The organism is Cytobacillus stercorigallinarum, from assembly GCF_014836495.1.
GTDB classification, from domain to species: domain Bacteria; phylum Bacillota; class Bacilli; order Bacillales; family Cytobacillaceae; genus Cytobacillus; species Cytobacillus stercorigallinarum.
On sequence record NZ_JACSQT010000005.1, the window covers coordinates 258,328 to 278,926 of the forward strand.

Below are 20,599 nucleotides of genomic sequence, written 5' to 3' on the forward strand. Positions count from 1 at the left end.
CAAAGTCACTTGCTAATTGTTTGATAAACGTTATTCTTCTGTAATTGGTATTGCACCTGCTTCTGCAGCTATCTCCTGTCCAGCTTCACTTAAAATGAAGTCAATAAATGCTTGGCTTTCCTCTGACAAATCTTTATGCACAAAAAGGAAAGGACGAGATAATGGATATTTCCCTTCAATCACATTTTTAGCAGTTGGCTCTACACCATTAATATGAACGGTTGAAATGGTTTCATCTATATATTCAAAAGAAATAAATCCAATCGCATGCTCATTTGTTGCAACCGTCGTTTTTATATTTCCGTTCCCACTAGCGATAATTGAGTTCCGCACTAATTCACCAGAAGAGTAGTCAACAATTTCTTGAAAAGCATCTCTTGAACCTGATCCATCTTCACGTGAGACGACAACAATCTCCATATCTTTACCGCCTACTTCTTTCCAGTTTGTTATTTCACCTGTAAAGATTTTTTTCACTTCATCCATTGTTAAATCTTTTACTTTATTGTTTGCATGTGTAACCACTACAATTCCGTCAAAGGCAATAATTGTAGGTGATACTTCTTCCTCTTCTCCTGACTCTAAGCTTCGAGAAGACATGCCGATATCGGAAACACCATTTATTGCATTTGTAATCCCTGCTGAAGAACCAATTTGATTGATTTCAATATTTACATTTGCACTTTCCATATATTTAGCAGCTAACTTTTCTGCTAGCGGACCAACTGACGTAGAACCGGAAATGGAAATCGTACTTCCGTTACCTGAACTTGCTTGTCCTTCATCTTCTTCACCACCATTGCATGCAGTCAAAATTAAGGTGAGTGACATAAGTAACAAAATACTCTTCCATTTTCGAAGTTTTAGCATAGATAAACCTCCACTTTAGATAGCTTTTATCTTTTTTGTTTGTGTTAATCCCAATATAACGAATCATATTTAATTCTCTATTAACCTTTTGTAAAGCCTTTGTAAATTTTATCAATGTACGCATAAATATATGGAGAAATTGTAAAAATCAACCTGTTATTTTTGATAATTTTCTAAATTTTCATATTTCTCTATTGAAGAATACCTTTTATATTGTCTACAAAAATGAATGAAAAAAACATTTAAAGAAAAAATACAGGGAAGTATAGGCTTTTTCATGTAGGGTATGGTACGATGATTGCTAGAATAGGAAGTGATTATTGATGATTAATATTGAAATTCCTCATCCAGACTTAGTTATCACAAAAAAGAAGCCTGGCGGAGAACAAGGAACAACGGCTATCAGCCACTTATATGGTTTTACGGATTTTACAAAGATCCCAAGAGATAAAGGTGGAATGATTTTATTTTTTGACAAAAAAGAGAACCTTCTTTTTGTTGGGAAGGCACGTAAACTTAGACAACGTGTAAAAAAACATTTCGACGACCAAGTATCACCCATTAAAAACCACCGTGAACAAGTATCCAAGATTGCATGTATATATGTTGATGATCCCGTTGAGCGTGAAATATACGAAACGTATATTATCAATAAGTTAAAAGCAAAATATAATACTGAAAAAGTTTTCTTTTCAAACTAAAATTTTATTTTAGCTATGGGATGGAGGAGAATAATCCTTCATCCTTTTTTAATAAATGATTTCTCGACTTATACGGGAGAAGTTCCTGCTTTAGTAACTAAAGTTAGGCAAGCTAAACTTTATATATTCTCACAAAAAAAGACATCCGAACAGTAAAAATCTTACTAATCGGATGTCTTATTATTTTGGTTCTTTTTAAAGCGGTATGCTAAATAGGCAATGTATAATGGAGTGGCAATATAGATTAAATAAGGATAAGAACCATATGTTCCTTTATAAAGTACAAAAAGCATACAGCCTAAAAAGATTGTAACAATTGTCCCGTACTTTGGTAATGGGATATCTTTAAAACTCGGAATGCGAATACGACTGACCATTAAAAAGCAAAGCGCCGTAAATACAACTGTCGTAATAATACTGGGTACTAAATGGCCAAACAATGTAAGAATAGCTAAAATTCCCCCAGCGGCCGTAATCGGAACACCGATAAAATAGTTTGTGGACTGCTTACTAGTACCAACATTGAATCGTGCTAAGCGATATGCACCGAATAGCGGGAATAACCCAGACACTAATAATCCAATCGAACCAAATTGGTAAAAGTATGTATAATATACAAGAAATGACGGTGCTACCCCAAAAGTTACAACATCCGCTAATGAATCTAATTCTTTGCCTAGCGTACTATCTGCTTTTAACATTCTCGCTGCACGACCATCCATACTATCAAGCATCATACCGATAATAATCAATATTGCAGCATTATTATATTGGCCATGAGCAGCAAATCCAATAGACAAAAATCCACAATATAAATTGCCTAAAGTAAGCATATTAGGTATCATCTTTATTAATTTCACTTACAATCATCACTCACTTTTTTGTGATCTACGTTGCAAACATAAACCTATACTTAAACACAAATCACTTTTTAAGGTTTATCTATTATAACACTTTATTCTAAGTTGTTACTATATATGTTTGATGATTATTAAGTTCTTTTGACTCTATTTCTTTTTTTGAGAATTTCTCAAGTCAGAATATTGTTGAATACGTGACCAGTTATCATGAAAAATGAAATTTCCTCTTTGTTGATGATAATTACTTTTTGGTACTTCATCGATTTCTAATACAGGTGTTAAGCAACAATCGACTTGCTCGCTAAAATCCATCCAATCTGTAAATGACCGCTCCTTAAAAACTGTACAAACTTGTTTATAAATTGGATCACTTACCTCCCTCATATGACATGATGTCCATTCAGGATGATCAACAGCTAAGCAAAAAGCCTGCCAGAACTTCTTCTCCAATGCGCCTAATGCCATATAGCGATTATCACTTGTTTCATATAAACAATAGTTAACAATGGTTCCTGCTAAAACCTCTACACCTTTTTTCATTTCAGTGGCTTGATGAATGAGATGATGATTACCCATTAAAGCCGTCATTGTATCTGCCATACTTACTTGATGATAGCTACCTATTCCATATATCCCTCTTTGAACAAGACCCGCTAAAATCCTTTCGCTTGCCACAATTCCACCGACTAAATCAGCTATTTGTTGAGAAGGATGAATGGGACGTCCCTTATCATCCTTCCACTGTGCTAACATCCCACTGATGGCCATATAATTCAGATCATGACTTCCAAAGGTAGAATAAAAAGTATTTTCACCATATCCAACTAATGAACAATAGACAATTGTAGGATGATATTTTCGGACCGTGTCGTAATCTAATGTTAAACGCTTCATTACACCTGGTCGAAAACTTTCAATGATTACGTCTGCTTCTAGTATTAATTCCTTTACCTTATTTAAATCTCTTGTGTCTTTTAAGTTGAGGAAATGACTGTGCTTCCCACGATTATTACCCGTAAATAGGACTCCTTGGCCTTGGACAATTGGCTCTAAGTGTCGCGCAGGATCACCATTCGGTCCTTCTATTTTAATTACTTCTGCGCCTAGTTCTGCTAATCTAAGCGTGGCAAAAGGGCCTGGTAAATAGTTTGTAAAATCAATTATTTTCACATCCGTTAACATTTGGTATCCTTTCATTTACTGGCGATTATTTTTGTAATTGTTCCTGATTTCTTAATACAAATTTTTGGATTTTTCCACTGGCATTCCTCGGTAGACTTTCTACAAATTCATATCTTCTTGGTCTTTTATAATTCGCAAGGCTTTCACTCTGCTTACAAAATACATCTAACACCTCAGCAGTAATATTACCCTCTTTTTTGACAACGTAAGCAATGACAACTTCGCCCCAATGCTCATCTGGTATACCTAATACAGCTACATCTAACACGGAAGGATGTGCATGGAGAACATCTTCTACCTCACGTGGATAAATATTCTCTCCCCCTGAAATCACCATATCATCAACACGGTCTTTCACATAAAGAAATCCTTCTTCATCGAGATAACCCATATCTCCTGAGTGATACCAGCCGTTATGAAGTGCCTTTTTAGTTGCTTCCTCTCTTTTATAATAGCCTTGCATCATACTTGGCCCTCTCACAATAATCTCACCTACTGTCCCAGTTGGAACGACTTGATCATCGTATGAGCGACCCTCTTCATTAGGTTCAACAATTCTTATCTCATGGTTTAAGCAAGCTTGCCCTGCGGAGCCTGCTTTTCGAATCTGGTCTTCATCACTTAAAAACGTAATTGCCGGGCCCATTTCCGTCATCCCATAGGCTTGAGTTAATTTAACACCCAACTTTTCCCTACAGGCAAATACGAGACTTGGTGCCATCGGGGCTGCACCATATAAACCTTTTTCTAATGTTGAGAGGTTATAAGCCTGTAAATCTTCTTGAAGCAACATATTCCACATCGTTGGTGCTGCAAAGAATGCGGTAATTTTTTCAGACTCAATCAGTGCCAATGCTTTTTTAGCATCAAACTGGTGGAGAATGGTACTCTTCGCCCCAATATGAACTCTTGGTAAAAAAGCGCAATGTAACTCTGCACAATGAAACATAGGAGCAGCAACTAACCCATTATCATTCTGATGATAATTTAATGCATGAATGACAATCAGACTTTGTTCTGTCATATCTTTATGGCGATGTAGCACACCTTTTGGCCTCCCTGTTGTCCCGCTCGTATACATAATCGCATATAGATCATCTGATGATAGTTGCACTTCTACCTTCTCTCTGTTAACAGCTTTGATTTGCTCATGATAACTTTTGGCAAAAGGAGGATGAATGCCATCAATGGACCAAAATTGAACGGTGGGGAAACTATTGGCCACTTTTTCAACAGCTGTCTGTAGGGCTTCTTCAAAAATAAACACTTTTGGTTCAGCATCAGAAATAATAAATGACAATTCTTCTGACATCAGACGGAAATTAATAGGATTAAATACTGCACCTATTTTTGCACAGGCAAAAAACGTCGTTGCTAATTCTTCTGTATTATATAAATAGGTAGAAACTCGGTCTCCTTTTTTTACTCCTGCTACATGTAATGCTTGTGCTAAACCATTGACTTCTTCTGCCCACTCCCGATAAGTAAACCTTAAATCTTTTCTGACATCATATAATGCTTCCTTCTCTGGAAACTTACTTACCGTTAAATCAAAGATTTCTGCAATCGTCATTGTCATCTATTATTCCTCCTTTTTTATTAAAAGATTTTTTCTATAATGGTTGCGTTTGCCATCCCCATACCTTCACACATTGTTTGTAATCCATACCTACCTTCTGTGCGGTCTAATTCACTCATCATCGTTAATAATAAGCGAGCTCCACTTGCACCCAGTGGGTGTCCTAAGGCGATAGCACCTCCATTTGGATTCAGTTTATTCGCATTTGCTCCTGTTTCTTTCAACCACGCTAATGGCACAGAGGCAAAGGCTTCATTCACTTCAAAAACATCCATATCCGCTAAAGTTAATCCAGACTTCTGCAATACTTTTTCAGTAGCAGCTATCGGTCCTGTTAACATCAAGGTAGGGTCAGAGCCAATGACAATACGGGTAATGATTTTGAATCTTGGTTTTAAACCTAACTCATGCGCTTTCTCAGCTGACATAATTAATAAAGCACCTGCTCCGTCACTTATTTGACTCGCATTTCCAGCGTGTATGATACCATTCTCTTTAAAAGAAGGTTTCAATCCACCTAATTTCTCTATACTTGTTCCTTTCCTCGGACCTTCATCTTGATTAAAAATAAATGTTTCCCCATCATCGTCAAGTAACTTCATTGGCATAATTTCATTCTTAAAGCGATTTTCTGCTTGTGCAAGTAGTGCCTTTTCATGACTGTGATATGAAAATTCATCTAGTTGAGCACGAGTGAACTGATATTTCTCTGCTATTCTTTCTGCCGATAACCCTTGATGGATAATCTCATAATGCTTTGTCAATTGCTCACTCGGTTTTACACCTTGATAGCTTGAACCAATTGGGATTCTCGACATACTTTCAACGCCACCTGCTATGACAATATCCATATCACCTGACAAAATCGCTTGGGCAGCAAAATGAACCGCTTGCTGACTCGATCCACATTGTCTGTCAATCGTTGTTCCTGGAACCGTGATTGGTAATCCAGCAATAAGAGCCGCCACACGAGCAATGTCTCCAGTTTGTTCACCTATTTGCGATACACATCCTAAAATAACATCATCTACTAGTGCTGGATCTATCCCTGTCCTTTCTACTAAACCTTTAATAACTGCTCCAGCTAAGTCATCAGGACGTGTATTTCTTAAAGAACCGTTCCTTTTTCCGACTGCACTTCTTATCCCATCAATAATAACTACTTCCCGCAAAAGAAATCCTCCTTTATAATCCTAAGTTTTTAGCAATAATCGATTTCATCATTTCATTGGTACCTGCGTAGATGCTGGCAACAGGTATGTCTCTATACCTTCTCGCTATTTCATACTCTTCCATATAGCCGTATCCGCCGTGAAGTTGCATGCATTCTGTCGCAATTCTTCTTGCATTCTCTGTGCATTTCCATTTCGCCATTGAAACTTGAGTGACAATATCCTTCTGATTGATATGGTCCTGAATTAACATTTGAAGAAAGGCACGGCTCATCTCTACGTCTGTTACCATCTCAGCCATTTTAAACTGCGTATTTTGAAAGGAGCTAATCGCCTTGCCAAACGCCTTCCTTTCTTTGATGAAAGCCATTGTCATTCTAATCATTTCTTCTGCAGCAATCTGGGCAGCAATGGCAACAATTAACCGTTCTTGTTGAAGTTTATCCATTAAATAGTAAAATCCTCTACCTTCCTCACCGAGTAGATTTTTACTAGGTACGACACAATCATCAAAAATAAGCTCTGCTGTATCTTGGCTATGTAAGCCAACCTTGTTTAATTGTCGCCCCCTTGTAAACCCTTTCATTCCTTTCTCTACTACAACTAAGCTGATGCCTCTATGTGGAGGATTCACCTTCGTATCTGTTTTTACTGCCACAATGACCAAATCTGCACTAATCCCATTTGTGATGAAGGTTTTTTCACCATTCAGAATATAATGATCATCAACTTTTTTAGCTGACGTCCTAATCGATGCCAAATCAGAACCCGCACCAGGTTCAGTCATGGCAATCGCCGTAATGATTTCCCCTGTTGCACATTTTGGTAACCATCGCTTCTTTTGTTCTTCTGTTCCATATGTTGTGATATAAGGTATGACAATATCATTATGAAGGCCGATACCAATCGTTCCGGATCCAACTCTTTCTAATTCTTCATTTATAACGACAGAATAGCCAAAATCACCCCCACTTCCACCATAATCCTCGTCAATATTTGGGCATAAATAGCCTTGCTCACCCATTTTCCTCCAGAAAGCTCTAGGAATCATACCGTCTTTTTCCCATTGTGAATAATAGGGATAAGCTTCTTTATCTAAAAACTTACGGAAAGATTTTCTAAAAAGTTCATGCTCCTCTGTTATATATGTATCATTCATATCTGCCTTTCCTCCTTTTCTATATTTTATTATATTTTTCTTATTTTTTCGAATATTTTTAATACAAATTTCTTACACCTATTCTGTAATTATGAAATGGATTACGTGAACTTGATCTCATCAGTGATGATCCGTTCTCGCTAAACGTGTTGCATGATTATATTTTTTTGATATGATTACTGTATGAACATAGGGAAGGGCCTGGCACAAAATGAATGATCAAACTGTTTTCGAACTCATTCATGCGATGGAACAAGTAACCAACCGCATGATTATTAAATGGAATCAATCTTTTAATGAAGGATTAGGGATATCTCATATTCTTTTGCTTAGCCATTTAAAGCGTGATGGAAAAATAAAACCTATCGATTTGGCAGAAAGCCTCGGTATCGCACCATCTTCTATTTCGCATCTTATTCAGAAATTATCTAAACGGAATTATATTATTCGAATTCCTGATTTAAATGATAAAAGAATTTCATATTTAGAGATAACTGATGAAGGCTTAGAAGTATTAAAAAAAGCAGCTGAAGACGGGCATCAACTGCAAAGAAATACATTTGCACAGCTCACTAATGAGGAAATAAAACAATTAATAGTAATTTATCAAAAATTAAATTTCACCCTCGATCAACTGTGAGCATCGTTTTTCATTGCGCGTATCACTCGGTAGCCCAGATGGTTACTTAATTGCAGGTTTAGTTGGTAATGATCAATTAGCACTTGTGATAAATCTTCATTTAATAATTTGATATGTTGATGGGAACTATCATCTCCCATCTTCACTCCTTCTGCTATCATCTCTGCAATAGTACTTGCTTTTAACACTTCCACCTTCTTAAAGCCGGCTCTGTCTAAGGCAGAAGTCCAATCTTTTTCACTCAACACTTTTTCTAATTGATAAAACCCCTTCATTTCATCTTCCATTTCACTAGTCAATGATGCTTCTTTCGTCATCTCTATTAAATAGAGTTTTCCTTTGTCTTTTAATACACGTGTAAATTCCTTTAACGTATTTTCTACGTTAGTAAAAGCGGTAACTGATTCAGATAGAATAAAATCAAATTGTTGATCAGAAAATGATAACTTCTCCACATTACCTAATGAAACACGAAAGGGCTTTGCTAACTTTCTCGCCCTTCTAGTTGCTGCCTGTACCATTTCTGAATGTTTGTCTATTGCTTCTATTTTCGCATGATATAAATCACTTAATAGATAAGATGTGCTTCCTGTTCCACAGCCCGCATCAAGAATAGTTGTTTCTGACGTTATATCCTCATTAATAAATAACTCGCTCGTAAGTTGTTTCCCTCCAGGGTGAGCGAATGGGACTTGAAAATAGGCTAAAGCATCTTCATAAGAATTTTTCATTGTTCCCCTCCTTGTATATAATCTATATTATTCTAAAATTCTATTCGATGACACTGGATAAAAACTCCGCTCTTCATATGAGACATGCACCTATTCAAAAAAGAAAGGTGGACATACCATAAGGAGAGAAAGCATTTTTATTTCCCGGAGGTGTTATTTTAATGAGTGGTTATTATCAACGCTGTTATAACGGAATAGGAAAACCTGTAGAAATCAAAATGAATGATGGTAGAATTCATCGTGGGGTTATTGAAAGAGTTTCTAACGATAGAGTGTATTTACGTCCAATGAACCGAAATTATGGTGGTTACGGTTATGCTGGCAGATGCCGCAGAGGTGGTTGCGGTGGCGGCGGTTGGGGCTGGGGATTTGGCGCGGGAATTGCTTTAGGTGCCATTGCTGCCTTAGTTTTTCTTCCTTTATTTTTCTGGTAATTGTAACACAAAAAAGTAACCGCTAATATATTGTGCGGTTACTTTCTTTGTTATCCAAAACTTACTTTGAAATGGTTTGATTATATTGATGTAACGTATTAAGCCGTTTATTGTTTGTGGCAATAATATAAAATGCAGCTAAAATGATAAGAACAGCAATAAGTGTACCAAGGTTAAATAAACCTTTACTTGAATACCATACAATAGAGTACCCTATTGCCCCTGCAAATAATGAGTAATAAACAAATGGCAAAAGTGTTTTACGAATAATTTCCCCCTCTTTACCGACGAGTCCTACTACCGCAGAAGCAGCAACAACATTATGGACACAAATCATATTACCCGCTGCTCCACCGACTGCCTGTAAAGCGACAATCCAGCTCGGGTTCACCCCAATTTGGCTACCGACATCATACTGAAAAAGAGAGAACATCATATTACTAACCGTATTACTACCAGCGATAAATGCACCAATTCCACCAATAAAGGTAGCAAAAAATGGCCAAAATTCACCAGCTAATGCCGCGGCCCCATTTGCTAGTTCGATTGGCATTTGTTCATAACCGGCAGCTCCTCCACCAGTATTGATGAATACTTGCACCATTGGAACAGTGAAAATAAGTGCAACGGATGCCGCAACTGTGGTCTTCGCTGACGTACTCCATGCTTTTTTATATGAATGTGTATTCATTCCATGAATAAAGAATGTAATGAGGGAAACTAGTATAAATACTGTACCTGGTGAATAAAGAATTTCAAAACTTGCTGTAATTGTAGACCCAAAAATATTTTCTGCCTTAATCACTACGGATTGTAGCCATTCTTTTAAAGGAAGCGTTTTCAACCTCGTTAAAACTAAAAAGATTCCCACTAGTATATAAGGGGACCAAGCTTTAAATAAGCCCATTGTTTTCCCGTTATTATTTAGTTGTACTTCAATTCTACCTGTCCATTCAGGATCCCATTTTGACTTCTCTTCAAAGTCCCAAGTCTCGTCTTTCGGAAGGAGAAAACCTTTTCTAGCTGCAAGTACGACTATTAGTAAACCAACTAGTCCCCCTGTCATAGATGGGAATTCTGGTCCAAGTGTATTTGCAACAAGAACATATGGAATAGTCATTGCAAAGGCCGCAAACAGAGCGAACTTCCATACTTTTATTCCTTCTGCAAAGGATTTATTTTTACCAAAAAAGCGAGTCATTAAAGCAACAACAAATAGTGGAATGAAGGTACCAGCAATCATATGCAAGATAGCGGCATGACCCCCAATAGTTGTTACAATATTCAAGAGATTATCAGTTATACTTTGGTTAGCAGATAAACCTGTTTGTACCCCTACTAATACAGGTGTACCAACAGCTCCAAAAGTAACAGGTGTACTTTGAATGACCATGCCCGCCACAACAGCTGCCATTGCAGGAAATCCTAAACCTACCATTAATGGAACTGCTACCGCAGCAGGAGTACCAAAGCCTGATGCCCCTTCAATAAATGAGCCAAAGAGCCAAGCAATAATGATTACTTGAATTCTTCGGTCTGGTGAGATATCTATGAAGCCTTGGCGAATGGTTCTCATGGCTCCACTTTCCTGTACAGTATTTAATAATAATATTGCACCAAAAATAATATATAACAGTGTAATGGCAACAACTAAACCATTTACACTTGCTGCAGCTACAGTATTGAATGGAACCTTCCATACAAATAATGCTAATGCGGCAGCAATTAGAAAGGAAATCGGCATCGCTTTACTGGCCGGCCATTTAAGTCCAACAAGAAAAATGGCAACAGCAATAATCGGTAATAAAGAAATAACTGCTAAAACACCTGTACTCACACACTCTCCCCCTTAACCTTTTTCGTTGTTATACAACTAAATCATTTTGTTATATAACAAATGTTATATATATTAATTATACTTATTTATTATACAATTACAACAATATTCCGAAAATTATAAATTGATATTTTCTATTTATTAGAAGCGTTTTTCAGAAACAAAATGATAAATCACAAATAAGGTAGAAACGATCAATAGTCAGGCTTTAAAAAATATAAAAACGCTCCCTTTTTAAAAATCAGGGAGCGCTTTTATCATTTGAAAGATTACTATTCACCTAGATACCCTAAGCGTATGGATACTTTCTTTCCAATTTCAACCATAAGGGGAGCGAGTTTTTGCAAACGTTCTTGTGACATTCTTATTAATGGTCCTGATACACTGATTGCAGCACATACATTGTTTTGATAGTCGAAGATTGGGACAGCAATACATACAATGCCATTTTCATTTTCCTCTAAGTCAAGGGCAAAACCTTTTGTCTTGATCATCTTTAAATTTTCTAACAATGCCATCTCATCTGTAATTGTGTGCTCTGTATGAGGATTCAACCCTTTTCTCTGTATAATCTCTTTGACTACTTGTACTGGTTGATGTGCTAAGATCGCTTTACCAACAGATGTACAATGCATAGGCGCACGCTTACCAACTGAGGAATGCATTCTCAATGCTTCATTACCATCTAGTTTTTCGATATAAACAACCTCGTTATTATCTGGTACAACTAAATGAATGACCTCATTCGTCTTTTGTTCCAAATCCTGCAAATAAGGCTTCGCTTCTGAGCGGATATCTATTGAATCAAGCAATCTAGTACTAATATTTAATATTTTGTACCCTACTTTATATTTGCCTGAATCTTTTACTTGCTCGATATAACCATACTTCACAAGAGTTGATAATATGCGGTGTACGGAGCTTTTATTGATATCCATTTCGTTTGCAATTTCAGTCACACCCATGCCATGTTTTCTTAAACTAATCATATCAATAATATCAAGCGCTCTACTTACCGATTTCACCATATTATCTCTTTCCATGCCCTCACCTCAATCAAAACCTACAAAAATCATTTATGACTTCACTTCCGCTTTACTTCTTACGACTGTATTTGCTAACTGACCGATTGATTCAATCTCACATGAAATTATATCACCTTCACCAATCAATTCGGCGCCTACAGGACTTCCAGTAAGAATAACATCTCCAGCCCTCAAAGTCATTACCTTCGATAGAAACGCAATCATCTTTTGGATAGAAATAATCATTAAATCAGGTGAACTATCTTGCTTTAATTGACCATTTAGCTTTGCTCTGATTCGAGTTTCTTCTAGCTCAAGCTCTGTTTCTATAACAGGACCAAGAGGAGTAAAAGTATCGAATGCTTTACCGACCGTCCAATGGCCGTCTTGATGGAAAAATTGTGGGGCTGTTACATCATTACCAATCGTGTAACCAAAAATATGATCAAACACATCTTCTTCGGCGACATCTTTTGTTTCTTTACCAATCACTACTGCCAACTCTGATTCAAATTTAACTTGATCAATCCCCTTAGGAATAATTATTTCTTCACTCGGACCGATTACAGATGATACCGGTTTAAAGAAAAACACCGGTACTTCTGGAAGCTCCTCTGGTAGCTCTAGTTTATCACTAACAAAGTTTGCACCGATTCCGATAATTTGGTTGGGAACTATAGGAGAAACAAGTTTAACATTACTTTGATCATAATAGTTGCCTGTCTCTTCCCACTCACTGAATATATCACCTGAGATTTCTTTGATTTTCTCATTTTCAATGATACCTTGTAATAATTGATTATTAATCGTAAACCTTACAAATTTCATTTAAAATCCTCCTACAACAAACATTTAAGTTTTTATCATTACATGTTACATGTTTAAGTCCTACTCTTCTTACGATATTTAGAAAAGAGCGGTCGCAAACGAACCACTCTTTTATTCATTATTTTTTACTGTTTTACAGCGAACTTCGCTTTTGCCTCAATTCTACGACGGTGTAAAATCGGTTCAGTATAGCCACTTGGTTGTCTAACTCCTTCAAAAACTAGTTCACATGCAGCTTGAAAAGCAACAGACTCCTCAAAGTTCGGTGCCATCGGATAATACAATGGATCACCCGCATTTTGTTCATCCACTACTTTCGCCATTCTTTTTAAAGTAGTCATTACTTGGTCCTTTGAAACAATCCCATGATGCAACCAATTCGCCATATGTTGGCTCGAAATTCTTAAAGTCGCTCGGTCTTCCATTAAATCAATATTATTAATATCTGGAACTTTCGAGCAACCAATGCCTTGATCAACCCATCTAACGACATACCCTAATATCCCTTGTGCATTATTATCCAACTCTGCTTGGATTTCTTCTTCTGTCCAATTTGTATCCTGTGCCACTGGTATTTCGAGTATTTCGTCTCTTAGATCAGCCTTTTTCACTGTTAACGATTGCTGTACATCAGCTACGTCTACTTGATGATAATGAAGAGCATGAAGCGTAGCAGCAGTTGGTGAAGGAACCCATGCTGTATTTGCACCAGCTTTAGGGTGTGCCACCTTTTGTTCGAGCATGGCTGCCATTAAATCAGGCATCGCCCACATGCCTTTACCTATTTGCGCCTTCCCTTTGAAACCGGTAGATAGCCCTGTTAACACATTAGACGTTTCATATGCTTGCAACCATTTTGTTGACTTCATATCATTTTTTCGAATCATTGCGCCCATTTCCATTGAGGTATGCATTTCATCTCCGGTACGATCTAAGAATCCTGTATTAATAAATACAACCCTTCCTTTTACTTCTTTAATACAAGATTTTAAATTTAAAGAAGTTCTTCTTTCTTCATCCATTACACCTATCTTCAATGTATAACGATCAAGTCCCAATAAATCTTCTGTTCGATTAAAAAGCTCATTGGCAAAAGCCACTTCTTCTGGACCATGCATTTTTGGTTTAACGATATAGATAGCATTCTTTCTACTATTTTGATATTTTCCATTTCCAAGCAATGTATGTTTTGCTGCTAGTGAAGTAATCACACTATCTAAAATTCCTTCTTGAATTTCCTCACCATTCTCAGTTAATATCGCTTCATTTGTCATTAAGTGGCCAACATTTCTGACAAACATAAGTGAGCGTCCATTAAGCGAAAAGGTCTCCCCATTAGGTGCCAAATATTCACGATCATCATTCATAGCCCTTGTGATCGCTCGGTCTCCTTTTTTAAATGTAGAAGTTAAATCTCCTTTCATTAACCCTAACCAATTACGATATACCAGTACTTTATCCTCAGCATCAACTGCTGCAACTGAATCTTCACAATCCATAATCGTAGTAACTGCAGCTTCTAATAAAATATCTTTAATTCCTGCGTCATCGGTTTTTCCAATTGGGTGTTGACGATCAATCTGAATTTCAAAATGAAGTTGATTGTTTTTCAAAAGAAGGGCTGTTGGTTCTGTTTTTGTTCCACAATAACCGATAAATAATGCTTTATTACGGAGAGATTCTTTTCTCCCACTATTTAATGTAATGACTAGTTCACTATCTTCAACTGTATAAGCGATTGCATCTTTATGACTGCCATTTTGTAACGGGATCACTTCATCTAAAAAGTTCCTACTAAAAGCGATTACTTTCTCTCCGCGAATAGGGTTGTATGCACCTTCTCTCGTTGCCCCATCTTCGGTACTAATTGCATCTGTGCCATATAATGCATCATATAAACTACCCCATCTCGCATTGGCTGCATTAATTGCATAACGCCCATTATTAATTGGAACAACTAATTGCGGTCCTGCTTGAATGGCTATTTCATCGTCAATATTTTGAGTAGTAATTTCGAAATCATCAGCTTCAGGGAGCAAATAGCCTATCTCTTCTAAAAACTGTTTATACTGTTTAGAATCAAATGATTTTCTTGTTGTATGCCATTCATTAATCTTTGTTTGTATGTCTTCTCTTTTTTGTAATAACTGTTTATTCTTCGGAGTTAAATCGGTAATTAATTTTTCGAAACCTTGCCAAAATTGCTCTGAGTTCACTTCTGCCCCTGGTAATGCCTCTTTTTCAATAAAATGAAATAATTCCTCAGCGATTTTAAGACTGCCTTTTTCTACATATTGCGTCATAATAATCCTCCTTGTTTGTTATTACAAAACACTGTTTCTATTATTCTAAAAAAAATATACCATGATTGTATGATCGCTTCAACGATTTTTAGATTATTCTTACGATTGTTTAGCCAATAATTTTCTCTTTCATTTCTTTTTTCACTTCCGCACATCTACTTGGAGACGGAAATAGCTTGCCAGCATTTAAAAGATTATCTGTATTAAACACTGAGCGAATATCCGTTTGTGCTGCAATTTCCTCATCAGTGAAAACGAAGCGCATTTCTTCTCTCTTTTCAATACCTACTCCATGTTCACCTGTAATTGTCCCACCAACATCTGCACACACCTTTAGACAAGCACTTCCAGCTGCCAGCGCTTTCTCTGTTTCACCAGGAATTCTCGCATCAAATAAAACAAGCGGGTGTAAATTGCCATCCCCAGCATGAAATATGTTTGCAATTCGTAAACCATATTCTTCACTAATCTTATTGATTCTTCTAAGAACTTCAGGTAATTTACTACGAGGAATTACGCCATCTTGAACAAGATAATCAGGTGATATAGCCCCCATTGCGCCAAATCCTGTTTTTCTATTAGCCCACCAAGCTGCCCGTTCTTGTTCATTCTTAGCTGCTCTTACCTCTCTCACATTACGATTACGACAAACCGATAAAATTTGTTCAATTTGGTCATCAATTCCCGCTGCAATCCCATCTACCTCTATCAATAAAACAGCTGCAATATCTTTCGGGTGGCCAACAGGGAATGACGCTGCTTCCACTCCTTCAATAGCTGTCTTATCCATCATTTCAAGGGCTGCCGGAACAATTCCTGCAGAAATGATATCCGATACAGCTTGACTGCCGTCTTCAATATCATCAAAATAGGCTAACACGGTTTGTTTTCCTTCTGGGTTTTTCAGTATTCTGACGATGATTTTTGTTACAATACCTAAAGTACCCTCTGAACCTGTAATAAGGCCTAACAGGTCATAACCAGGTTCATCTAAAACACCGTTTCCACCAATTTCAACAATTTCTCCATTGGGTAGGACCAATTCTAACCCTAAGATGTGGTTTGTTGTCACACCGTATTTTAAACAATGGGCACCTCCAGCATTCTCAGCCACATTCCCACCAATTGTACAGCAATATTGACTTGATGGATCTGGTGCATAGTAATAACCACGTTCAATAATTTGATTTGTCAGTTTCAAATTCACATAACCAGGCTCGACAACTGCTCTTCTATTATCAAGGTCAATATCAATTAATCTTTTCATTTTAACTAGGCTAATAATGACCTCATTATTAAGTGGAATTGCTCCACCACTCAACCCTGTGCCCGCACCTCTAGCTAAAAAAGGTAAGGCATGATCATGACAATACTTGACGATACGTGCCACTTCTTCCGTTGAATGAGGAAAAACAACCGCTCTCGGTAATGATTTATGAATCGTAAATCCATCACAATCATAACTGATCAAATCTTCTTTATGATAAAGAATCGCTTGTTTATCATTTAACAATTGAGAGAGCCCATGAATATGGCGATCGTTTGTTTTTAATTTCTTTTTCTTCATCCTCTACTCTCCTTTTGATAAGCCCAATCTAATAATTGAACGGTATGAACAATCTTTTGACTGCGGCCATGTTTTTTCACACCAATCGCCATTTGCAACATACATCCAGGGTTCCCCATCGAAATCATCTCGACATCATCTGGTACATTTTCCATTTTACTTTCTAATACTGCTCCTGCCATTTCTGGATTAGTAATATTATAAATACCAGCACTCCCACAACATCGATCCGCATTCGGCATATGGACCATCTCTACCCCCGGAATATTTAATAACAAATCTCGTGGTTCCTCTCTAACTCCTTGACCATGAGCAAGATGGCAGGCATCGTGATAAGTAATTCTTTTATTCAAGGAAGCTGTTGGCTTTTCATAACCAGTATCATAAAGAAACTTCGAAATATCCTCCACTTTATCTGCTAATGCTTCAGCTTTTTCTCGCCACTCAGGTTCATCCTTAAATAATTCACCATATTCCTTCATCATACAACCACATCCTGCTGCATTGACAATAACCGTCTCATCGTTCTCAAAGGCAAGAATATTTTGTTTGGCTAGTTTTCTTCCCATATCTCTATCACCTGCATGAACATGTAATGCCCCACAACAGGTTTGATTTTGCGGAATATGAACATCATTACCATTATGTGTTAACACGTTTATAGTAGATTCATTGACATCACTAAACATAACATCCATTACACAACCCGTTAACATCGCCACTTCACGTTTACTTTCTTTTTTTGCTTTAATTACTGACCCATTACGATGTTTTTTCTTTACTGATGAATGAATATTAGGCATGACTGCTTCCATATCGACTAAATGTTTAGGCATGATTTGAATGAGCTTCGTTTTTCTTACCAATGTTTGCATCCCGCTTTTTTGGTAAAACTTCAGCAGTCCACCTAATGTTTGCAGACGATTTTCATGTGGAAATATTCCATGTAAAAATAACTTGTTCACAGACTTTTTCCAGCCTTTTAGAGGGATCGCTTGCCTTACCTGTCCCCGTGCTTCTTCAATTAACCCACCGACATCTACATCAGCCGGACATGCTGTTGTACAAGCTCGACAATCTAAACAAGCAAATACAGGGTCCATAAATTCTTCATTTACCGTTAATTTCCCTTCTGCCACTGACTTGATTAAATAAACTCTCCCCCTTGGCGAATGCTGTTCTTGACCTGTTTGCTCATAGGTTGGACAAGATTCTAAACACATGCCACAATGCACACAGTCTGCCCATTTCGTTTCATCAGGCGCATCACTCCATAAATAATTACTCACTCCGTCTTTACAAGCTGGTTGCTTTAATTTTTGTTGTGAGACCGCCACCTATATCCCTCCTACATAACGCTTACGGTTTAAGATTTTTTTTGGATCGACCTTCGTTTTAATTCCTTCTAGTAAATACTGAGCACCTTTCGTCTCTCCCCATGTATCAAAAACTAATCTTTGTGCTAACGGTAAATGTTTAACAATACAATAACCACCATTTTCATTTGTTATGTTTCTTATTTTTGTAAGCGTTTCAATCATTTCTCTCTCTTTCCCTTTAATATAAAGCTGCATCAAGCCATGACCTACTCCTCCATGCGTATATATATCAATGTTGTCTTTTTTTCTAATCTCCATTACTTTTAGAAGAATATCTATGACGTTTAGATTAATTGTCCCTATTTTAGCAACAGCAAAGAGTTTTTCATCTTTATCATGTTCTGGCCCCTTATCAAAAGGCAGTTGATAAAGTCGATCCCATAACTGTTTTTCCTCGTTATTTCTAAGAACAGTCAGTTTCATTTCTTCTTCTACTAAGCTTTGAATATACTTGATTTGATAGTCCACTGATTTTTCGACATCTTCAAAGCTTACAAGTAAGGAAAGTTTATTTATGCCGCTAATTTCATATGAAACAACAGGATCAAGTAACTCACAACTAATTGGTTCAATACTATTATTTAATAATTTTCTAGTAAAAGAATAAATCTTATTCCTATCTTCACCTTGAAAAGATATGATGCAAGTAGCTGTACTCTTTGCCAGCGGACGCAATTTAACAGTCACTTCAGTTATTACTCCAAGTGTCCCCATGGAAGAAATAAATAACTTATTCATGTCATAGCCAGCTACATTTTTGACTACCTTACCACCCGTTCGAATCACCTTACCATCTGGGTAGACTACTCTTAATCCAATGACTGCATCTCTTGCTGAACCATAATTTAGTCTCTTCGGTCCACTATCATTACTTCCTATCACACCACCAATTGTACTTACGTAGGGCATAAAGGGATCTAATGCTAGCTTTTGATTAAAAGCCTCTAAATAACGTTGCACATCCTCAAGTTTTGTTCCTGCTTTCACTGTTAAAGTCATATCTCCACTATGATGTTCAACAATCCCCGTAAACTTTTCCATAGAAATAAGTAAATCAGCTTGATCGATTAATCCCCCATAACCCCTTTTAGATCCAGTACCTTGGATATTGACTGTGAATTGATGCATATGAACAAAAGCGAAAAGTGCACTTAACTCTTCTTCAGATGTCGGATATACGGTGTATTGTCCGCTGTTACCAAACAAATCAGGTTCAGTCATTTCATACTCTAGTTTATTAGTTGTTAAATACTCCGCTATAGAAAGAACATCATTCATCAATTTCCTTACCTCCTTTTTGTTCGCTATTACAAAACATCGTTTCTTAAATAGCGAAAAATTTTAACTACATACTAGATGTTTCTTGTAACATTTCTTCCACTGTGGACAAATGCATAAGCATTTCTTCTGAAGCTTTTTTGCTCTTTCGTTCTTTAATTGCTTGGAAAATGCTCATATGTTGGGCTTCAATGATTGAAACTTTTTCTTTATTGTTCTGTATATATTGATGGAACTTTACTAGCGTTTGCTTTAATGGTGCTGAAATTAAGTCTATAAATTGCAGTAATACTGTGTTGCCTCCAATACAAGCAAGCTTTTGGTGAAACAAAAAATCTGATTCCCACCCCTTTTTGGTTGTAAGTATATAATGTAAATCTTCTACATCCTTTTCTGATCTGTGATTGGCTGCTAATTCCGCTAACCCTACCTCGACAATCTTACGTGCTTGAAAGAGTTCTCGTATATCCTTTTCATACAAATTCCAATACTTACTTCCCAGCAATGTATGAACATCAAACGCTTTCACATAACTACCTTCTCCTTGCTTTACCTCAACTAGTCCCTTCCCTTTCAAAGCAGTAATTGCATCTCGAATCGCGGAACGCCCGACACCAAAAGACTCACAAAGCATGCGGACTGATGGAAGTTTTTCACCTATTCGATATTGACCTTCGAGAATCATTTCCTCTAACTTCTCTTCAATTATATGTGAGACTTTCTTCGTCTCAATCTTTTCAATTGCCAAAATCACCACATCCTGTTATATATCACATATCAGATAAGTTAATTTTATTAAAACACCTGATAAGAATAATTGCAACTATTTTTAGAATAAACTGATAATTTTTTAGTTAAAGAAAGTGACTAAGCCATTCTACAATTTTGCTTTGAACAATCCTACATTTAGAGAATTCAACTAAAATTAGCAGGATGTATATTATCCGTGTTTAAGATTGGTACAGAACTGGGTATAAAGTCAAAACCACCCGTGATAACGGGTGGTTTGTTCTGCGGCTGAAAGCCTTTGTTACTGACCAGACCCTAAAGGGCT

General features: G+C 36.9%; 18 protein-coding genes. 3 read left to right on the forward strand and 15 right to left on the reverse strand.

Annotation, left to right across the window (positions count from 1 at the left end):
* Window positions 1–30: 30 nt before the first annotated feature.
* Window positions 31–870 carry a phosphate ABC transporter substrate-binding protein gene (locus H9655_RS12640; protein WP_191814473.1) on the reverse strand — a complete coding sequence of 280 codons (840 nt, stop codon included), beginning with the start codon at window positions 868–870 and terminating at the stop codon, window positions 31–33.
* A 323-nt stretch (window positions 871–1,193) separates the two neighbouring features.
* Here H9655_RS12640 and H9655_RS12645 point away from each other — a divergent pair, with 323 nt between their 5' ends.
* Window positions 1,194–1,571 (forward strand): nucleotide excision repair endonuclease, encoded by a 378-nt coding sequence (locus H9655_RS12645; protein WP_191814475.1) that lies wholly within the window; start codon window positions 1,194–1,196, stop codon window positions 1,569–1,571.
* 164 nt (window positions 1,572–1,735) lie between these two features.
* On the opposite strand, the gene pssA is transcribed toward H9655_RS12645, so the two are convergent.
* The 5 genes from pssA to H9655_RS12670 all read right to left on the reverse strand — a co-directional run bounded on the left by pssA (window position 1,736) and on the right by H9655_RS12670 (window position 7,523).
* The gene (gene pssA, locus H9655_RS12650; protein WP_191814477.1) at window positions 1,736–2,431 is read right to left on the reverse strand and encodes a CDP-diacylglycerol--serine O-phosphatidyltransferase; all 696 of its coding nucleotides are present in this window, start codon (window positions 2,429–2,431) and stop codon (window positions 1,736–1,738) included.
* Window positions 2,432–2,578: 147 nt separating this feature from the next.
* Entirely contained in the window at window positions 2,579–3,628 is a 1,050-nt protein-coding gene (locus H9655_RS12655) for a CaiB/BaiF CoA transferase family protein (RefSeq protein WP_225230616.1), read from the reverse strand.
* Between the two features lie 10 nt (window positions 3,629–3,638).
* A complete protein-coding gene (locus H9655_RS12660) occupies window positions 3,639–5,192 on the reverse strand; it encodes a fatty acid--CoA ligase (RefSeq protein ID WP_191814481.1) in 1,554 nt (517 codons plus the stop codon).
* 20 nt (window positions 5,193–5,212) lie between these two features.
* Window positions 5,213–6,364, reverse strand: coding sequence for a thiolase family protein (locus tag H9655_RS12665; RefSeq protein ID WP_191814483.1), 1,152 nt, complete (start codon window positions 6,362–6,364; stop codon window positions 5,213–5,215).
* A 13-nt stretch (window positions 6,365–6,377) separates the two neighbouring features.
* The gene (locus H9655_RS12670) at window positions 6,378–7,523 is read right to left on the reverse strand and encodes an acyl-CoA dehydrogenase family protein (RefSeq protein ID WP_191814485.1); all 1,146 of its coding nucleotides are present in this window, start codon (window positions 7,521–7,523) and stop codon (window positions 6,378–6,380) included.
* A gap of 211 nt (window positions 7,524–7,734) precedes the next feature.
* On the opposite strand from H9655_RS12670, the gene H9655_RS12675 reads away from it, so the two are divergent.
* On the forward strand, window positions 7,735–8,163 hold the full coding sequence (locus tag H9655_RS12675) for a MarR family winged helix-turn-helix transcriptional regulator (protein WP_191814487.1): 429 nt from the start codon (window positions 7,735–7,737) through the stop codon (window positions 8,161–8,163).
* Here H9655_RS12675 and H9655_RS12680 read toward each other — a convergent pair.
* Window positions 8,154–8,894, reverse strand: coding sequence for a class I SAM-dependent methyltransferase (locus H9655_RS12680; protein ID WP_191814489.1), 741 nt, complete (start codon window positions 8,892–8,894; stop codon window positions 8,154–8,156). The genes H9655_RS12675 and H9655_RS12680 overlap by 10 nt on opposite strands.
* Before the next feature lie 161 nt (window positions 8,895–9,055).
* Here H9655_RS12680 and H9655_RS12685 point away from each other — a divergent pair, with 161 nt between their 5' ends.
* The gene (locus H9655_RS12685; protein WP_191814491.1) at window positions 9,056–9,328 is read left to right on the forward strand and encodes a hypothetical protein; all 273 of its coding nucleotides are present in this window, start codon (window positions 9,056–9,058) and stop codon (window positions 9,326–9,328) included.
* Between the two features lie 61 nt (window positions 9,329–9,389).
* Here the strand turns inward: H9655_RS12685 and H9655_RS12690 are convergent, their stop codons facing one another.
* From H9655_RS12690 to H9655_RS12725, 8 genes are all read right to left on the reverse strand, one after another.
* A complete protein-coding gene (locus H9655_RS12690; RefSeq protein WP_191814493.1) occupies window positions 9,390–11,165 on the reverse strand; it encodes an L-lactate permease in 1,776 nt (591 codons plus the stop codon).
* 272 nt (window positions 11,166–11,437) lie between these two features.
* On the reverse strand, window positions 11,438–12,208 hold the full coding sequence (locus H9655_RS12695; RefSeq protein WP_191814495.1) for an IclR family transcriptional regulator: 771 nt from the start codon (window positions 12,206–12,208) through the stop codon (window positions 11,438–11,440).
* 33 nt (window positions 12,209–12,241) lie between these two features.
* Window positions 12,242–13,018 carry a fumarylacetoacetate hydrolase family protein gene (locus tag H9655_RS12700; RefSeq protein WP_191814497.1) on the reverse strand — a complete coding sequence of 259 codons (777 nt, stop codon included), beginning with the start codon at window positions 13,016–13,018 and terminating at the stop codon, window positions 12,242–12,244.
* A gap of 125 nt (window positions 13,019–13,143) precedes the next feature.
* Window positions 13,144–15,321 (reverse strand): malate synthase G, encoded by a 2,178-nt coding sequence (locus H9655_RS12705; RefSeq protein WP_191814499.1) that lies wholly within the window; start codon window positions 15,319–15,321, stop codon window positions 13,144–13,146.
* A gap of 109 nt (window positions 15,322–15,430) precedes the next feature.
* Window positions 15,431–16,888 carry an FAD-linked oxidase C-terminal domain-containing protein gene (locus tag H9655_RS12710; protein ID WP_191814501.1) on the reverse strand — a complete coding sequence of 486 codons (1,458 nt, stop codon included), beginning with the start codon at window positions 16,886–16,888 and terminating at the stop codon, window positions 15,431–15,433.
* Window positions 16,885–18,225, reverse strand: a complete 1,341-nt coding sequence (locus H9655_RS12715) for a (Fe-S)-binding protein (RefSeq protein WP_191814503.1) — start codon at window positions 18,223–18,225, stop codon at window positions 16,885–16,887. The genes H9655_RS12710 and H9655_RS12715 overlap by 4 nt, the downstream gene beginning before the upstream one ends.
* Window positions 18,226–19,545: an FAD-binding oxidoreductase gene (locus H9655_RS12720; protein ID WP_225230627.1), complete on the reverse strand. Its 1,320-nt coding sequence runs from the start codon at window positions 19,543–19,545 to the stop codon at window positions 18,226–18,228.
* A 67-nt stretch (window positions 19,546–19,612) separates the two neighbouring features.
* Window positions 19,613–20,293, reverse strand: coding sequence for a FadR/GntR family transcriptional regulator (locus tag H9655_RS12725; RefSeq protein ID WP_191814507.1), 681 nt, complete (start codon window positions 20,291–20,293; stop codon window positions 19,613–19,615).
* Window positions 20,294–20,599 lie beyond the last annotated feature (306 nt).

Excerpts from the sequence above, each read along its gene's own strand:
- H9655_RS12640 (WP_191814473.1), bottom strand. The coding sequence starts at position 870 with ATGCTAAAACTTCGAAAATGGAAGAGTATTTTGTTACTTATGTCACTC.
- H9655_RS12645 (WP_191814475.1), top strand. The coding sequence starts at position 1,194 with ATGATTAATATTGAAATTCCTCATCCAGACTTAGTTATCACAAAAAAG.
- H9655_RS12655 (WP_225230616.1), bottom strand. The coding sequence starts at position 3,628 with ATGAAAGGATACCAAATGTTAACGGATGTGAAAATAATTGATTTTACA.
- H9655_RS12660 (WP_191814481.1), bottom strand. The coding sequence starts at position 5,192 with ATGACAATGACGATTGCAGAAATCTTTGATTTAACGGTAAGTAAGTTT.
- H9655_RS12670 (WP_191814485.1), bottom strand. The coding sequence starts at position 7,523 with ATGAATGATACATATATAACAGAGGAGCATGAACTTTTTAGAAAATCT.
- H9655_RS12675 (WP_191814487.1), top strand. The coding sequence starts at position 7,735 with ATGAATGATCAAACTGTTTTCGAACTCATTCATGCGATGGAACAAGTA.
- H9655_RS12680 (WP_191814489.1), bottom strand. The coding sequence starts at position 8,894 with ATGAAAAATTCTTATGAAGATGCTTTAGCCTATTTTCAAGTCCCATTC.
- H9655_RS12685 (WP_191814491.1), top strand. The coding sequence starts at position 9,056 with ATGAGTGGTTATTATCAACGCTGTTATAACGGAATAGGAAAACCTGTA.
- H9655_RS12695 (WP_191814495.1), bottom strand. The coding sequence starts at position 12,208 with ATGGAAAGAGATAATATGGTGAAATCGGTAAGTAGAGCGCTTGATATT.
- H9655_RS12700 (WP_191814497.1), bottom strand. The coding sequence starts at position 13,018 with ATGAAATTTGTAAGGTTTACGATTAATAATCAATTATTACAAGGTATC.
- H9655_RS12705 (WP_191814499.1), bottom strand. The coding sequence starts at position 15,321 with ATGACGCAATATGTAGAAAAAGGCAGTCTTAAAATCGCTGAGGAATTA.
- H9655_RS12710 (WP_191814501.1), bottom strand. The coding sequence starts at position 16,888 with ATGAAGAAAAAGAAATTAAAAACAAACGATCGCCATATTCATGGGCTC.
- H9655_RS12720 (WP_225230627.1), bottom strand. The coding sequence starts at position 19,545 with ATGAATGATGTTCTTTCTATAGCGGAGTATTTAACAACTAATAAACTA.